At 55.4% G+C, this 16,664-nt stretch carries 14 protein-coding genes and 2 tRNA genes; 14 read left to right on the top strand and 2 right to left on the bottom strand.

The genetic code is table 11. The annotated features are described in order from the left end of the window. Positions 1–51: 51 nt before the first annotated feature. From B5F76_RS11805 to B5F76_RS11745, 14 genes are all read left to right on the top strand, one after another. Positions 52–450 (top strand): hypothetical protein, encoded by a 399-nt coding sequence (locus B5F76_RS11805; RefSeq protein ID WP_087354806.1) that lies wholly within the window; start codon positions 52–54, stop codon positions 448–450. An 84-nt stretch (positions 451–534) separates the two neighbouring features. Further along, entirely contained in the window at positions 535–4,176 is a 3,642-nt protein-coding gene (gene mfd, locus B5F76_RS11800; protein ID WP_087354804.1) for a transcription-repair coupling factor, read from the top strand. Between the two features lie 263 nt (positions 4,177–4,439). Continuing rightward, positions 4,440–5,414, top strand: coding sequence for a peptidylprolyl isomerase (locus tag B5F76_RS11795; protein WP_087354803.1), 975 nt, complete (start codon positions 4,440–4,442; stop codon positions 5,412–5,414). A 139-nt stretch (positions 5,415–5,553) separates the two neighbouring features. Further along, complete coding sequence (locus tag B5F76_RS11790) at positions 5,554–6,852, top strand: helix-turn-helix domain-containing protein (RefSeq protein WP_087354801.1); 1,299 nt, start codon at positions 5,554–5,556, stop codon at positions 6,850–6,852. Positions 6,853–6,867: 15 nt separating this feature from the next. After that, positions 6,868–7,650, top strand: a complete 783-nt coding sequence (recO, locus tag B5F76_RS11785; RefSeq protein WP_087354799.1) for a DNA repair protein RecO — start codon at positions 6,868–6,870, stop codon at positions 7,648–7,650. Positions 7,651–7,711: 61 nt separating this feature from the next. Beyond that, complete coding sequence (locus B5F76_RS11780) at positions 7,712–8,587, top strand: glycine--tRNA ligase subunit alpha (RefSeq protein WP_087354797.1); 876 nt, start codon at positions 7,712–7,714, stop codon at positions 8,585–8,587. Next, positions 8,587–10,686, top strand: a complete 2,100-nt coding sequence (glyS, locus tag B5F76_RS11775; protein WP_087354795.1) for a glycine--tRNA ligase subunit beta — start codon at positions 8,587–8,589, stop codon at positions 10,684–10,686. Before B5F76_RS11780 ends, glyS begins: the two co-directional genes overlap by 1 nt. A gap of 229 nt (positions 10,687–10,915) precedes the next feature. Next, a complete protein-coding gene (gene rpsT / locus B5F76_RS11770; RefSeq protein WP_087354793.1) occupies positions 10,916–11,185 on the top strand; it encodes a 30S ribosomal protein S20 in 270 nt (89 codons plus the stop codon). A 65-nt stretch (positions 11,186–11,250) separates the two neighbouring features. Then, positions 11,251–11,327 (top strand) — tRNA-Arg (locus B5F76_RS11765). A 39-nt stretch (positions 11,328–11,366) separates the two neighbouring features. After that, positions 11,367–11,443, top strand: a tRNA-Arg gene (locus tag B5F76_RS11760). Between the two features lie 262 nt (positions 11,444–11,705). Continuing rightward, positions 11,706–12,527 (top strand): hypothetical protein, encoded by an 822-nt coding sequence (locus B5F76_RS11755; protein WP_087354791.1) that lies wholly within the window; start codon positions 11,706–11,708, stop codon positions 12,525–12,527. Between the two features lie 40 nt (positions 12,528–12,567). Then, positions 12,568–13,650, top strand: a complete 1,083-nt coding sequence (gene rhuM / locus B5F76_RS11750; RefSeq protein ID WP_087354789.1) for a RhuM family protein — start codon at positions 12,568–12,570, stop codon at positions 13,648–13,650. Positions 13,651–13,687: 37 nt separating this feature from the next. Beyond that, on the top strand, positions 13,688–13,948 hold the full coding sequence (locus tag B5F76_RS15485; RefSeq protein WP_144268476.1) for a DUF6270 domain-containing protein: 261 nt from the start codon (positions 13,688–13,690) through the stop codon (positions 13,946–13,948). A 19-nt stretch (positions 13,949–13,967) separates the two neighbouring features. Next, positions 13,968–14,717 (top strand): DUF6270 domain-containing protein, encoded by a 750-nt coding sequence (locus tag B5F76_RS11745; RefSeq protein ID WP_144268475.1) that lies wholly within the window; start codon positions 13,968–13,970, stop codon positions 14,715–14,717. On the opposite strand, the gene B5F76_RS11740 is transcribed toward B5F76_RS11745, so the two are convergent. Continuing rightward, a complete protein-coding gene (locus tag B5F76_RS11740; protein WP_087354785.1) occupies positions 14,694–15,815 on the bottom strand; it encodes an AAA family ATPase in 1,122 nt (373 codons plus the stop codon). The two genes, B5F76_RS11745 and B5F76_RS11740, sit on opposite strands and share 24 nt — an antisense overlap. 250 nt (positions 15,816–16,065) lie before the next feature. Beyond that, complete coding sequence (locus B5F76_RS11735; protein WP_087354783.1) at positions 16,066–16,572, bottom strand: restriction endonuclease; 507 nt, start codon at positions 16,570–16,572, stop codon at positions 16,066–16,068. Positions 16,573–16,664 lie beyond the last annotated feature (92 nt).

Raw genomic sequence — 16,664 nt, 5'->3', positions numbered from 1 at the left:
CCCAAAACCCAGAAGCGGGGTCGGGGAAGCCCTTCTCATAGGAGATGAGAGATGTTCAGCGTGAAGCCTGATGCGCAAGCCGCCATAGCCTCCTTTTTTGCCGAGAATCCGGACATAGAAAAGATATTGCGCGTGTATGTGACGCCTGGTTCCTGCAACGGTCCCATGCTCTCCATCATGAGCGATCAGGTGGATCCCACGGACGTGGCAGAAGAGATCGGGGGCATAACCTTTTGCATGGACAAAAACCTTGCCGGTAAGACAGGCCTTGTGTCCGTGATCCTGAAGGATGGGGAACTGGTTGTGCGCCCAGAGCGCGCCTTCATTGATCCCTCTGCCTTTTCCTGCAGCTGCGGCTGTTCCGGGGACTGTTCATCTGGATGCGCTTCAGATTGTGCGTCCGATGGCTGTTCTTCCGGATGCTGCCAGGGCGGGGGCAATCCGCAATAGGGTACAAGTCTAGCTGGGCTTTTGGGAATAAGGAAACGTTTGTGGCCGGGAAACCGGCTTTTTTCATGCATGTTGGGGAAACACATGGGCAGGGAAGAAAGAGAAGCAACAGGCGGAGCACGCGGGACAAGGACCATTGTGCGGGCAGGCTGTGCCACTTTGGCAAGGCTTGCCTTCGAGGCGTATGAGGCTGGGCGCACGGCGGTCCTTGTGGCAGCCTCGCGCGCAGCTCTCGCAGAGCTTGAGGCCTACGCAAGGCTTTTTTGCGCAGACCTTTCCCTTGCAGACCCAAATCCCGCCTGTCCCCTGTGGGAACGTCCCCTTGTGACCATACCGCAGGGCCTTTTGGTGCGCGAAGAGCAGATGGACTGGCCAAGGCGCCTTGCTGCCCTCTACGCCCTGACTACGCAGGGGCCCCACATCGTGGTCGCAAGCGTGGAAAGCCTTGTGCTGCGCCTGCCTCCAAAGGACTTTTTTGCAGGCGCAAGCGTCGATCTTGCACCCAATGCTACCTTTCCCCCTGAAGAATTGCTCGGGCGGCTGGATACGCTTGGCTACACGCGCGTGCCCATGGTGACGCGCCCTGGCGAAATGGCAAGGCGCGGGGACATTATGGATGTCTATGCCTCAGGCTTTCGCCATCCATTGCGCATCGAATTCTTCGACGACACAATCGAGGAGCTGAGGCTTTTTGACGAGCAGACACAGCGCTCGCTGCAAAGCCTTGACGAGGCAACCATACTCCCTGCAAGCCCCTGGCTGAGAACGCCCGAAGTGCAGGCCTCGTTTTCCGCTCGTCTGGAAAAACTCGCAAAATCCGGCAGCATCAGCTCCGACATAGCCTACGATTGTCACAAGGCTCTTGAGCAGGGCGGGCGCACCCTTCTGCCAGGTTCCGTCTGCGAACACACATCCCTTCTTGAAGACTGGCTTCCCAGGGATACACTCTACTTGTGCGCAGGCGAGGAGGCCACGCAAAGGGCCTTTGAGGAAACATGGGAGGATCTGGCCCAGAGGATACAGGGCGCGCGCGCCCAGGTTTTGCAGTCCCCAGGCCTTGTCCTGCGTGCGAAAGATACCTTTCCTTGGGCCCGGGATGGGGAAAGATCGGACGTTGTCTGGTCCGAACCCCTGGTCGTGGGCGTCGAGGCCAAGGGCGAGGCCCTGATCGAGCGCCCCATACGCGACTTTCAGGAGCTTTTTCGCGAACCCGAGGCAAGGGATCGCCCCTGGCAGTATGTAAGTGCCCTTTTGCGGGAGTGGAGCAAGACAAGACGGCAGATCATCCTGAGCTTTACTTCGGCAAGGCAGCGCCAGCGTTTTGTGAAGCTGGCAGCCCAGGAAGGCATTGTCCCAAAGGAGCGCTACGCAAAAGACCAGAAGGGGCTCTTTGCCCTGGTATCCCCTTTGCAGGGCGGAGCAGAGCTTGAGTGGGCAAACATTGTCATCCTTGGGCAGAACGTCTTTTTGCCCAAGGCGGAAAAAAGTGCGCGCACCATGACCCGCGCCTTCCAGGGCCTTGATTCCTTCGACGATCTGAAGGACGGGGAGCTGCTTGTCCACCGCGACTATGGCATAGGCCGCTTTCGAGGCTTGAAGAGCGTTGCCACAGAAGGCGTTGTCAACGATTTTCTCCTGCTCGAATACCAGGGCGACGACAGGCTCTATCTGCCTGTGGACAGGCTGGATGTTGTGCAGCGCTACAGGGCTGGCGAGGGCTTTGCTCCGGGGTTGAGCCGTCTTGGCTCAGTGACCTGGGGGACAACTAGGGAAAAGGCCAGAAAGGCAGTCGAAAAGATTGCTGCAGACCTTATCGAAATGTACGCCTTTCGCAAGGTGGCCAAGGGCTTTCACTACGATCCCCCGGACGAGCTCTATGCGGAATTTTGCGCGTCCTTTGGCTACGAGGAAACACCGGACCAGGACAGGGCCATACAGGACGTCCTGCGGGACATGTCCCGCGATGTGCCCATGGACAGGCTTGTGTGCGGCGACGTGGGCTTTGGCAAGACCGAGGTTGCCATGCGGGCAGCCTTCCTTGCTGCCTCAAACTCGCGTCAGGTGGCACTCTTGTGCCCCACAACTGTTCTGGCAGAGCAGCACTACCAGACCTTCAGGGCGCGCATGAAGGGCTTTCCCCTTTCCATTGGCCTTCTTTCGCGCTTTGTGAGCCACAAGCAGCAGATGAAGGTTCTGGAAGAGGCTGCAAGCGGCAAGCTGGACATACTGGTCGGCACACACAGGCTCCTCTCCAAGGACGTCTCCCTGCCCAACCTGGGATTGCTCATCCTGGACGAGGAGCAGCGCTTCGGGGTGCGCCACAAGGAACGCCTGAAGGAAATAAAGAAAAACGTGGATGTGCTGACACTCACTGCCACGCCCATCCCAAGGACATTGCAGCTTTCCATGTCCGGCATACGCGATCTTTCCCTTATCGAGACACCGCCAAGGGAGCGCAAGCCCGTAGCCACAGCCGTGCTCGAAAGAAACGACGAGACCCTGCGTTCCGTGCTTGAGCGGGAGATTGCCCGCGAGGGGCAGATATTCTGGGTCTACAACCGCGTGCAGGGTCTTGAGAGGGTGAAGGCCTATGTGGAAAGGCTTGTGCCTGGCGCGCGTGTTGCCATGGTGCACGGGCAGATGGCGGAAAAGGACGTGGACGATGCCATGCGCAAGTTCTGGCACGGCCTTCTGGACGTCCTCGTGTGCACCTCCATCATCGAATCGGGCCTTGATTTTCCAAGGGCCAACACCTTGATAGTCGATCAGGCGCAAAACTTTGGCCTGGGTCAGCTCTATCAGCTGAGGGGGCGCGTTGGCAGAAGCGACCGTCAGGCCTATGCCTATTTCGTTGTGCCGGACACAAGCCACATGACGCGCATTGCAGAGGAAAGGCTAAGCATTTTGCAGGACATGGACTTCCTTGGTGCCGGCTTCAAGGTGGCCATGGAAGATCTGCGCCTGAGGGGTGCCGGCAACATCCTTGGCGAGGCCCAGACTGGGCAGATGGCAAAGGTTGGCCTTGATCTCTATCTTGAAATGCTCGAACAGGCAGTGGATCGGTTGCGTGGCACTGTGCACGAGCGCAAGGTGGCAACCGAGGTCAACATCGGTGTGCCCGCCCGCATACCCGAGACCTACATTGCGGACGATGCCGAGCGCCTGAAGGCCTACCGCTCCCTTACGGGTGCTGCCACAGGCCAGGAGCGCGAAGCCCTTGCCCTTTCCCTGCGCGACAGATTTGGTGCCTTCCCCGAGGAGTTTGCAACCTTCCTCTCCATCCTGGATTTCAAGCAGTTTTTAAGCTCCCTGCAGGTGGAAAAGGCGGATTTGACGCTTGCAAAGGTCAGGCTTTCCTGGGCTGACGGGCAAACGGCAGTTGAGCCTGCACGAATCATGGACTTCTTGCAAAAAACAGAAGGAGCCCAGCTCGTCCCGACAACCACCATCCTTGTGCCCCTTGACCGTTCCCTTTCCTACTCCGACAATTTGCGGGACCTGCGCGCACGCCTTGAGCTTTTGCGCGCCGAAAACCCTGAGGAAGACAAATCTGCGAATGGCTCTGCAGGTTTGGCAAAGGAAGCAGGGGAGAGACTTGAGCCTCGCGTTCTCGACGGCACTGCCAGGGGAGGGAAGGCTGGCAAACACGCGGCATCTTCCGCGTCCCATGCGTCTTCGGCAAGGGCAAGGCGCGTCATCCCCTCCACCCGCAAGAGGGGCTTTTAGGGTCTTTGGGGCAAGGCAAAAGCCCAGGGCCTTGCCCATGGCAAACGCTGTCCTACTCGTTGCAATTTCCGCCCAAAATGGGTAGTAAAGCCCTGATTTGCCCCTGACAAACAGGGGCTCTTGCACCTTTGTCCTGCAGGCCTTTTGGGCTTGTCTCATTTCCCCATTGCCTGTCAGGAAATACAGCAAACAATAGCTTCGGCGTTTGTCCTTTTTCAAATGATACACGAGGTTCGACTGTGAAACACATGTTCGTCCGCAGTATGTCTTTTAAGCCTGCATCCTTTGGGCTTGTGCCTTTGTGTCTGGCCCTTGTCCTTGTCTTTTCCTGCCTTTTTGTCGCGCCCGCAGAGGCTGCCCACATCAACAAGGTCTGCGCCGTTGTGAATGGCAAGGCCATCACAATGTTCGATCTGCAGCGCAATGCCCTGCCGGAAATGCAGAGGGCGCGCCTGAACCCCAATTCCCCCAAGGACAAGGAAAAGGTGGACGCTATCCTGCGCAAGGTTCTGGATATGATGATCCTGGACATTCTCTACAAGCAGGAGGCCCAGCGCCTGAAGATTGTCATTTCCGACCGTGATGTGGACAAGGAAATCACGGACATGTACACCCAGCAGGGCATGACGAAGGAGCAGTTCGAAAAGGCCCTGAAAAGGCAGGGGCTGACTTTGGCCGAAGTGCGCGAGAACAACCGCGTGCGCATGATCCGCCAGCGCATCATGTCCATGGAAGTTGGCCGCAGGGTTGTGGTCACGCAGGACGAGATTCGCGACTACTACGAAAAGCACAAGGATACCATGTTCAACCGTGAAGGTCTGCACATGGCCCTCATCGTCTACCACCCCCAGGCCCCGGCATCGACCATTGCCAGAAAGCTTAAAAACGGCGAGATAAGCTGGATGGAGGCCTCGAAGAAGTACTCTGTTCTGCCCAACCGCAACCAGGGCGGCGACGGCGGCCCTGTCATGTGGGATCGCCTGAACCCCGAGTGGCGTGCAAGATTGACCAGCATGCAGCCAGGGGATGTGACACCGCTTTTCAACTTCAACGCCCAGCTGAAGGCCCAGGTGCGGCTTTTCAGGCCAAACGGCGACCAGACGCCCTTGCGCATCATGACCCTCGAGGAGGCAACGCCCATGATTGACGGCATTTTGCGCAATCCCAAGGCTGCCGAGCGCCTTGAGGACTACAACAAGCAGCTGCGCGAAAAGGCCATCATAGACATACGCCTATAAGTCTTTCCCCTGGGGAAAGCACAAGAGGGAACAGCACGCTCTGTTCCCTCTTCGGTTCATTAAGGGACAAGGGCGAAAAAGTGCCCTTTCCAAACGGGAAACATAGGGGACACTGGCACAAGCCACGGGGAAACAAGCCATGCAGCTTCAGAAAAAGAACACCTATATGCCTCAGGAAAAGTGGGTCGCTGACGAGAAGGCCGCAAATCAGGGCATGGAAGAAACAACGCCCCAGGGCCCTGAGGAAGATGGAGTCCCTGCAGGGGACAAGGCTGCGCCAGCAGCTCAGCCAGCTGTTCCGTCTGCACCTTCCGATGCCGCGTCCCTTGGCGCACTCCTGCGCTCTGCCCGCGAGGCCAGGGGCCTTTCCCTTGCAGACGCTGCCAATGCTCTGAAGCTGGGAGAAGACGCGCTCAAGGCCATAGAGGAGGGCAGGTACGAGTTCTTTCCCCACAAGGCCTACGCAAGGGGCTTTTTGCGCTCCTACGCAAAGTTTTTGAAGGTCGAAAGCGAAGCCTGCAAGCCGGTGCTGGGCCTCCTTTCCCCAACCCAGGAATACGACACCCCTGTCTACACTCCGGAAAGGGCAGCAAGGCCCAGGCGCCACAGGCCCTGGATAGGGGTTCTTGCAAGTCTTTTCATGGCCTGCCTCATAGGCTTTGCAGTCTGGTACTTCAATCTCATGGATCTGGTCGTGCGCGAGACAAGCGACGAGCCGCAGACAGTAGCTCCCATGCCCTCGTCCGCCTCCCCGACTCTGGACAGGCAGATGCGCGAGCGCGAGGAAAACGTGCGCAGGGCCCAGGCAGAGCGCGCCCAAAGCCAGGGCACCCTGCAGGGTACCGTTTCTGGCGTCAACCCCAATCTGCCCCAGGGGGCACCGGGCTCTTTTGACAAAAATATGCAAAGCCCGGCCCAGGCAACGCCGGGCATGCCCAGGGGTGCCGGATCCTCGGTTTCCGAGGGAAGTCCCACGCTCTCCCTGGTGGATCCCGGCGAGCGCGAGCCTCTGCCGGCAGTGGTGACCCCCGGCTCCCCCTGGTCCACCCTGCAGGGCAATGCGACCATTGCCGGCGAGGCAGGGTTGGCCACGCCCGAGCCCACGCAAGAAAGCGGCGTCAGCGGAATCAACAGCCTCAATCCCAATTTGCCCCAGGGCGTGAATCCTGCGTCCCAGGCCCAGGGCACCAATACCGTGGTCGTGGTGGCAGAGACCATGTGCTGGACTTCCGTGACCGTGGACAATGCCAGAAGCGTGCAGCGCACCCTGCAGGCAGGAGAAAGCCTTACGCTGAGCTTTGCCGAGAGTCTGCGCCTGCGCCTTGGCAATGCTGGCGGTGTCAGAGTCTTCTACAACGGCCGCGAGCTTGACCGCGGCCGCCAGGGACAGGTGCGCAACTGGAATTTCCCCCTGACGCCCGAAGAGATGCCCAACTAGGGGGCTACCCTTCAGGTGGCCAACCTTCCTGCCATGGAGTGGAGCGACAGGGGACTTGTGCTCGCAAAGGGGATTTTTCGCGAGTACGACGTGTGGCTGCGCGTTCTGTTCAGGGAACACGGGGTTTTGACAGTCCTGGCCTTTGGGGGACTGCACTCAAGGCGGCGCTTTGTGGGCTGTCTGGACCTTCTGAACCTTCTGGAATGCAGGGTGAAGGTAAAGGGCAACTACCACTACCTGACCGAGGCCCTGCTCTTGAAGGGGCCTGGAACGCTGCGCTCAATCCCCTCCCGCCAGGGCCTTGCCATGAATCTTGTGAAGCTTGTGGACGGCCTTTCCGTCCCCCAGGATTTGGCAGGCGAGACCCTGCGGCTTTTGGAAGAAGGCCTTGAACTTCTCTCGCGTGAATACGTGTCGCAAACCCTTCCGCTTTTCTTTCGTCTGCGCCTCATGGCCATTTTGGGCTATGCGCCGGACTTTCTCCACTGCTGCCTGTGCCGCAAGGATCTTGTGGGAAAGTCCTTTTTTTGTGTGGAAGAGGGGGGCCCCATGTGCGAAGACTGCCGAAGCCGCTTTGGAGGGGCAAGGCGCACAGGGGCCTTTCTTGAACCCTCGACCTTAAAGCTTATGCAGTTTGTGCGGGGAGAAAATCCCCTTTCCTGGCCGCAATGGATGGGGGATACGTTCTCTCCTTTCCCGAATCCTGAGCAAAGGCGCGCGGCAAGCCAGTGCATTGACGGCATACTGGCCTATCATGTAGGCCTTGCCTGGGAGAAGGGGCGGTTTGTCCGCACTTGATGGTCCCGGAATATATTGGCAACAAGGTCTCGAACCAAAATCATATAGACGAGGAGAGTCTATGTATTTTCAAGACGTCATCATGACCCTGCAAAACTACTGGGGGCAGCAGGGCTGTGTCGTGGAGCAGCCCCTGGGTGTGGAATGCGGGGCAGGCACCTTCAACCCCCACACCTTCCTGCGGGTCCTTGGGCCCGAGCCCTGGAAGGTGGCCTATGTGGAGCCCTGCAGGCGTCCTACGGACGGCCGCTACGGCGAGAACCCCAACAGACTGCAGCGCTATTTCCAGTTCCAGGTCATCCTGAAACCCAATCCCGTCAATTCCCAGGACCTGTACCTTGGCAGCCTCGCAGCCCTTGGCATCGAGCCTCACAAGCACGACATCCGCTTTGTGGAGGACGACTGGGAATCCCCCACCCTGGGCGCCTGGGGCCTTGGCTGGGAAGTGTGGCTCAACGGCATGGAAGTGAGCCAGTTCACCTATTTCCAGCAGGTGGGAGGCATTGACCTCTCGCCTGTGAGCGTGGAGCTGACCTACGGCCTTGAGCGTCTGACCATGTATCTGCAGGGCGTCGAAAGCGTCTATGACATTGCCTGGAACAAAAATGTGACCTACGGCGACATCTACCATCAGAACGAGGTTGAGCAGTCCAGCTACAACTTCGACTGTTCCAATGCAAGGATGCTTCTCGCCCATTTCGACGACTACGAAAGGGAAGGCAAGGCACTCATCGAGAAGGGGCTTCCCTGGCCTGCCTACGACTGTTGCATGAAGTGTTCCCACACCTTCAATCTGCTTGACGCGCGCGGAGCCATTTCCATCACCGAAAGGACTGCCTACATAGGCAGGGTGCGCAATCTGGCCTCAGCAATAGCAAGGCTCTACGTGGAGCAGCGCAAGGAAATGAACTACCCCATGCTCAGGGAGGCAAAGTAATGGCAAGCTCTAGCACATCTGCCTTTGTACTCGAAATCGGCAGCGAGGAGCTGCCTTCCCGTTTCCTGCAGGGCGAGGAGGCCTACCTTGCCGAGGCCTTTGCCAGGGCTCTGGATGAAGCTGGCCTTGCCCACGGCAAGATCACCTGCCACTCGACCCCAAGGCGCGCCATTGTCTGCATAGACGAGGTTGCCCGCAGGCAGGAGGAGAGGGAAGAGATCATCATGGGACCGCCGGCCAGGGTGGCCTATGTGGACGGCAAGCCCGGCAAGGCCCTTGAGGGCTTTTGCCGCACCAATGGCGTTGATATGGACAAGGCCTACGTTGTCTCCACTCCCAAGGGTGATTACGTGGCCGTGAAAAAGCTTGTGGGTGGTGGCAATGCCCTGGACATCCTGGCAGGGATCTGCCCGGACATCATTGCCCACATTCCCTTTGCCAAGAGAATGCGCTGGGCTGACCACGACTTTGCCTACGCAAGGCCCCTGCAGTGGATTGTGGCCCTTCTCGACGACGAGGTTGTACCCTTCAAAGTCGGCCCCATGGAAAGCGGTCGCGTGACCTCCGGGCACCGCATCCATGGCAGGGGACCCTTCGAGGTGGCGAGGGCTCAGGATCTTCTTCCCCTGCTTTCGAAGCAGGGAGCCGTCATGCCGGACGGAAACGAGAGGCGCGAGCTTGTCGTGCGTGAGGGCAATGTACAGGCAGAGCGCGTCCAGGGACGCATCCTCTGGGACGATACCCTTTTGCAGGAAGTGACAGGCCTTGTAGAGCATCCCGTGCCTCTTCTAGGGGATTTTGACACAACCTATCTGGAAGTGCCCAGGGAAGTGCTCATCACAAGCATGCAAAGCCATCAGAAGAGCTTTGGCGTGGAGGATGCACAAGGAAACCTTCTCCCCCATTTCCTCACTGTGCTCAACATAGAGCCAGAGTCCCTTGAGCTTGTGAAGCACGGCTGGGAGCGCGTTTTGCGCGCCCGCCTGGAAGATGCGCGTTTCTTCTGGCACGAGGATCTGAAGATAGGCTTCGACGCCTGGCTTGCCAAGCTTGAGCACGTCATCTTCATCCGTGGCCTTGGTACCATGGGTGACAAGAGCCGCAGGCTTGAGGCCTTGTGCGGCTGGCTCGCAGAAAAGTGCGCCCCAGAGATGCAGGCCCAGTGCATGCGCGCAGGCAAGCTTGCCAAGGCTGACCTTGTGTCCGGCATGGTGGGCGAATTCGACACCCTGCAGGGCATCATGGGCGGCATCTACGCGGAAAGATGGGGCGAGGACCCTGTTGTGGCAAAGGCTTTGAAGGAGCAGTACCTGCCCGCAGGCCCGGACTCTCCCCTGCCCGAAACCGTTGCAGGAGCCCTGCTTGCCGTGGCAGACAAGGCGGACACCATGGCCGGCTGCTTTGGCCTGAACCTCTGCCCCAGCAGCACAGCAGACCCCAATGGTCTTCGCCGCTGCGCCATTGGCATCATCCGCATCTTGCGCAAATTCGGCTTTGCTCTTGACGTGCGCGAACTCTTTGCCAGGGCCCAGATGGGCTACGGCGAGCGCGAGTGGAAGGTGAACCCGACCCAGTGTCTGGACAAGCTGGACGAGTTCTTCAAGACAAGGCTGCGCAGCTTCTACCAGGGCCTTGGGGTGAACACCCTCCTTGTGGACGCTGCCCTTGGCGCCAACTGCCGCACTGTGAAGGGCGTGGACGAGCGCGTGGAAGCTCTCAAGGCCTTCAGTCAGGCCGAGGGCTACGCATCCTCTGTGCAGACCTTCAAGCGCGTGGCAAACATTGTCGCAAAGCACGTTGCCGAGGAAAGGGACATTCCCGCAACCTGGAAGAAGTCCCTGCTCAAGGAGGACGCCGAAAAGTCCCTTGCCAAGGTCCTTGAGGAGGCTCTTCCCATACTGAACCATCTGTGGGAAGCCCACGACTATTCCGGCATTCTTGCCCAGCTGGAGAAGCTGCGTCCGCATCTGGACAACTTCTTCGACCACGTCATGGTGGCCTGCGACGACGCGGAACTGTGCGCAAACAGGCTTGCCATGCTGAAGTCCCTGTCCGACAGGTTCTCCAGGGTGGCGGACTTCGCTGCCCTGCAGATTTAAGTCAGACAAGGCCAAAAAGTAACAGGAAACCGTGCCCCGCAAAGCCAATTGAGCGCTTTTGCGGGGCACAAATATCGGCCAGTAGAGCCGGTCTCAGAACAAATTGAAGCTTTTTTGGAAAAATTTGTGAATTTTTCTTGACAGAGGCAGGGGTTTAGCCTAAATATTCGCCCTTGCAAGAAGTTGTCACACGAAAGCTTCAGCTCTTTCACAAATTTGGAGGATAATTGTGGCTAACCATAAGTCAGCTTTGAAGCGCCATCGTCAGGATCTCGTCCATGAGGGCAGGAACCGCGCAGCACGCACTCGTGCCCGCAATGCCGTGAAGGCTGTGCGCGCAGCCGTTGCCGCCAATGACAAGACTGCAGCAGCAGAAGCCCTGAGAAAGGCTTCTTCCGTGCTCGCCAGGGCAGCTGCCAAGGGCGCTATCCACCGCCGTCAGGCTTCCCGCAAGGTGGCAAGGCTCGCTCGTGCAGTTAATGCTTGCGCAGCAGAGTAAAAAGTAGTATAGATTTTTCTTGGTTCTTCCGGAAAGCAAAAATACTTCCGAAGAACTGATTGTGTGGGCTCGTAGCTCAGTTGGATAGAGCAACAGGCTACGAACCTGTGTGTCGGGAGTTCGAATCTCTCCGGGCCCACCATATAAAATCAAGTTCATATTTCTGCATTTTCCTATCAGTGGGCTCGTAGCTCAGTTGGATAGAGCAACAGGCTACGAACCTGTGTGTCGGGAGTTCGAATCTCTCCGGGCCCACCACTAGAAAAGCTGCAGGGATAGACTTTGAAAACAACAGCGGTTATGCAGAAAATGCAGGCCGCTTTTTTTGTGCCCTGTGATCTGGCGATTTGGGGCAGGAATGGTAGGCGCCGTATTTGAAAAACAACTTGTTTGTGCAATGATTTTGAGGTGTTTCAGTTATTGAGTAAAACTCAATAACTGAATCGGCTTGGGCTAAAGAGATATGAGAGTACGCATCACGGATTCAGCTGCATTGCGGAAGATTTCTCCTTCCCAAATCATGGCCTACCTGCGCGCCAAGGGTGCCAAACAGGTGGGGAATTTTTTAGACAGAGCTGGGATCTGGGCTTTGGGAAAAGAGGAGTTTCTGGTTCCCGCTGCGGCCGAGTTTGCGGACTACGCCTACAGGATTGCCGATATCCTTGCTGCTCTGGAAAGAGTAGAGGAGCGCTCACAGCTGGGGATATTGGACGATCTGCAAGAGGTTGGCTTTGATGTCGTACGCATAGGAGGCTTCCCGGAAGATGGGACGAGTGAAGCGCCCGGCATCATGCGTGCTGTAGATTTTCTGGCACATGCGCGCGATTTGCTGATGGCTGCGGCCTGTGCTGCGGCAACGCGCATGGCTTGCTCTCCGGCAAGGCGGTCACAAGACGCAGAGCGATTCATGCAGAGCGTCCGCTTGGGCAAAATGGAAGGTTACGGCTTTGCGGTACGTATCCTGGCGCCAGTCACGCCTGTGCGGAAGAGTACGGATTCGACAGCAGAGCCGTACGCACTCTATGAGAGGAGCGTAGTGCCGATACTGCAAGAGAGCCTTGAAACCTTGTGCCTGGCAGAACAGAAGGCCAGAGAGGGCGGCAGCGCGGAGCTTTTTGAAAAGTCTGCTGCCCGAGAGGATCTAGCAAAACTGTGTGCTGCCCTGACAGGCATACGCAAGGCTCTCGATAGCAAATGCCTGGAAATAGGGATCACCTATTCGGCAACAAGAAGTCAACATCTCCCTTGTGCACGAATTTGTGTGGAGGAGCGATATTTCCCGGTGATTGAGGCCGTGTCCAATGCAATCAGAGAGAACGACCTTGAAGCGGGCAGGTTATGAGATGACTGGCGGCAAAGAGGAATTTTTAAGGAGTTGAACCATGGCAAAGCGTACTATACCACTCATGCCAGAGATACTGCCACCGGAAACAGCGAGCCAAACAGATTCCACATCGGGAGGCATAGCTGTCTTTGCTACAGAGGACGGGCGCGTGCATGTAGAGGTTCGTTTGCAGGAAGGTAGTGTCTGGCTGACACAAAAGCAGATCGCCCAACTGTACGGCGTCTCTGTGTCCAACATCAACAAACATCTCAAAGCCATTTTCGAGAACGGCGAATTGTCCCCTGAAGCAGTTATTGAAAAATACTCAATAACTGCAACTGATGGAAAACATTACAAAACCAATTTTTATAATCTGGATGCAGTGCTGCATGTGGGCTATCGTGTGCGATCCACAATCGGGTCGTTGTTTCGTGCATGGGCCACGGAGCGCTTGTCAGAATACATGGTGAAGGGTTTCACCATGAACGATGATCAGCTCAAATACGGTGATGGCTATGATGCGCATTTCCGCGAACTGCTGGATAGAATACGGGATATCCGTTCGTCGGAAAAACTCTTTTACAGAAAGGTGCGGGACCTTATTGCCGCAACGAGCGTAGATTATGCTTTGAGCAAAAATGAGGAGTCTGTGCGCAATTTCTTTGCTCACTTGCAAGACTGCATGCTCTATGCTGTCAGTGGGCATACAGCTGCGGAAATCAAATTTCTGCGAGCTGATGGCACAAAGCCGTGCATGGGATTGACCCATTTTCGAGGCGATAAACCCAAGCTGGATGATGCCGATATAGCCAAAAACTATCTGACTGCCTCTGAGCTGGATGATCTCAACCGTCTGGTGACCATGTTTCTGGATTATGCTGAGATGCGCGCATCGCGTCATCAGGATATGACCTTGGCAGACTGGCAGGAGCAGGCGCAGCGCTTTTTGGAGTTCAACGAACGCCGCATGCTTACTGGCTATGGTACACGTCGCAGCAATGATGCACGAGAATATGTGCGTCAGCAATACAACTTGTATCGGCAGAATTGTACAGCTCTAGAAGAACAATCTGACGCAAGGCAAGACAATGAGGAAGAAGCCCGGCTTGTCTCACTTGAAAGTAGCCTTGCCTGTAGATAAAACATCTCATTACTAAAAATATGTTCGGAGAAAACATATGCCCGTATTTCGTACATGGGGCAGCTGTATCACCAGGGATGCTCTTGAATTTGCTGCAGACGCAACAATTGCTGCCTTTGCTTCGCGGGCGTCCATTGTCAGCGCTTGTACGCCACCATTTCCGCAGGAGAGATTGAAAGGGCTACACATTGCCCCGGATTTAGGAAATTTCCAGCGCAGGGTGATTGAGGATGATCTCAATAAAACAGGCTTGGCAAGGCTTGACAGTTCTTTCACTCAAAATGAGGGGGGGGGGTAGACAAGTATCCGGAACTATTTTGATTATTGATCTCACAGAGGAGAGGCATCCCCTTCTTACAGACGGCGCGGGACATTTTGTCACTCTCTCTGTAGATGCCAGACAGAACACCAATCTGGAAAAGCTCTTTTTCAAACGAATCGAGCCCTTTTCCTCGGAGCATGTGAGGCTTGTTAAAGCATTTCTCCCGTCATTTGCTCGCAAAATTTCCAAGCTTCATGGTATAGATCATATTGTTATCCATAGAGCTTTTTTTGCAGGTACAGATTCTCGTATTGTTCATGTCAATAATTGTCTTAAAGAATTCTATGACCTTCTAGAACAATATTTGAAAAAATGTGTCTCTATTGAGGTTCCACAAGGAATTCGTGTAACAAGTATTGTACATAAATGGGGTCCTTATGGACTCCATATGATAGATGAATACTATAAATATCTTCTCTGTCTTATTTCTAAAGAATTAAAAACTGAAATACGAATAAATAATGATATTTCTGTCCAAAACTTAGAAAAATCTAAGTTTTTTACAGACGCACAAAAATATCTCGACTTCCTTAAATACATATATCCAAATGAACATTCTCCCTACTGGTTCTCTCACATGCAGTACTTATACATCCTTGAACGGGAGCTTGATAAACAGGGTGGGGGTGATTATGTACGGAAAGCCGATATCACTCCTTGGTGGCTCATGAAGAAGGCAGCAAAGCGGGTAGTTCAAAAGGCAAAAAATTTCGCAGTTGCATTATACATGAAATTTGGAAGATAGTAAGGAGGTCGAGTGCCTGATTTCCGGAAATGCAGCCTTTGCCGCAGTTAGCCCATTCTTCATCAGTCGTAGCGAATCCTCTGACAATGGCCTCACTACTGTTCCCGTCTTTCCTGATTCCAGTTTCAGCACTTCTTCCGGCTGGATTCCCGGATCGTCGGGAAGGGCGTAGGAATGCGTTGAAACGATGATTTGTCGTGCCTGTTTGCCCAAGGCAAATTTGGCAAACAGGGACGCCAGACAACGAACAACGCCTTCATTCAGGGACGATTCCGGCTCTTCCAGAAGGAGTAGTCCGCCTTTTTCCAGCAGGATCCAAAAAAGCGCTATCAGGCGCAGAGTTCCGTCTGAAAGGCTGCCTTCATTCATGCTGTGCTTGCCGGATGAGTAGAGCTGGAACTCTGCCACAAGATGGGGCTGACCTGGATTTGCGTCCATTTCTACCTTCAGACCGAAGAGAGAAGGTATGGCGCTTTGCAGCACCGTTGCAATGCGGCGCAATCTGGCTTCACGGATCTTGGCAGGGGTAGCCCATATCTGATGCACAAAGTCACGCCCATAAGGATCGTCCATGACTGGGACGGGCGAAAAACTCTGCGGATCCCGCACAATTTGGGGCAGAACATGACGGTAGGAGATGCATTTGAAGAAGTTTGCGATATCCCGGAAGTTCTGGTTGGCGAAGACCTGTTCCAGTGCGGTCTGCGTTCTGCGCTCCACGTCTGCCTTATCAGCGTCATCTGGGCGTTCCAGAAGAGTCGTACCATCCTTGCTCACATATTCCCTTTTGATCAGAACAGGAAACTGCTTGGATTCAGTCAGCTCAAGCTCATAGTCCCATGTCTCATCGAGCGTAAAACCAAGGCCAATGCTGGATTCCTTGCGGGCGTAGAGGCAGCGCAGCCCTGTTAATCCGCCCCGGCGTTGCACAGCTTTGGATACACCATGCTCCGCAAGGTCTCCGATGAACCTCAATGCGTCAAGGAAGTTGGACTTGCCGGTGGCATTGGTGCCGATCAAAAACGTTCGGGGCCCCAGTGGCACATCCACATTCTGGAAGTTTTTCCAGTTTTTGAGCCTGATTCTTGTCACTCGCATAGATTATGTAATAGTTTCAAGATGTTTCAGTTGTTAAGTAAAGCTTGATAACTGAAAGTCTTTGAAATCACTAAAAAAGTGTCTGCACTGCTGGAGTCTGCCACGGCTCCTCGCAAGGAGCAATTGCCTGCGGCCACTACTTCTCAGGCATTGGTCTAGTGTTTAATTGCAAAAATTCGCCCTACTACTTTGGCACTGAAATTCAATGATTTCAACAATATATAAGTTGATGGACTTTTCAATTTAGACACTAGCTTTTGGAAAGAAAAAGCTCGTCATCGATGTCAAAGAGGTACTGTGTAGTTCGCTGTACCCCGATACCGTGCTCCATAAGCAGGCTTACAAGCTTCTCTCCATTGATCAGGGCAATGGGGCTCTTGTTTGGCTGGATGGCTTCCTGGCGGGCTCCAGCGCTGAAATCGCTGGTCGTGATTATGAGTCCCTGTTCATGCGCGCCAAGGCTGCCGCGTACCTGCTGGACTATCGGCGCTTGGACATTCTTTCTGGGGCTCCATCTTTTGGCTTGGACTGCCATCTTGATGCGTATGGAGCCGGCAACAATGAGAACGCCTCTGACATCGATGCCGCCATCGCCGCTGGTTCTGGTTACTTCGATACCATCAAAGCCCATGTGGGCCAGCAGGGTGGAGACAAGTTCCTCAAACTCGCTGGGTGTCATTGCCAGCAGCCTGTCATGCAGTTCCTTTCTGACACGCTCGTTGTGCTGATCAATACTGGCAGGTATCCATTCAGTCATACCCTAGCAAACAGTGAAAGGGCACAACTATCTGACTGCTATTCTTTTCACAGCGTCGTAGAAGCGTAAGTTACGCGGCAGCATCGAAGGCA

This window comes from Desulfovibrio sp. An276 (assembly GCF_002159665.1).
GTDB lineage: Bacteria > Desulfobacterota > Desulfovibrionia > Desulfovibrionales > Desulfovibrionaceae > Desulfovibrio > Desulfovibrio faecigallinarum.
The sequence above is the reverse complement of the archived record's forward strand: the minus strand, read 5'-3'. Positions and strand labels throughout refer to the sequence as shown.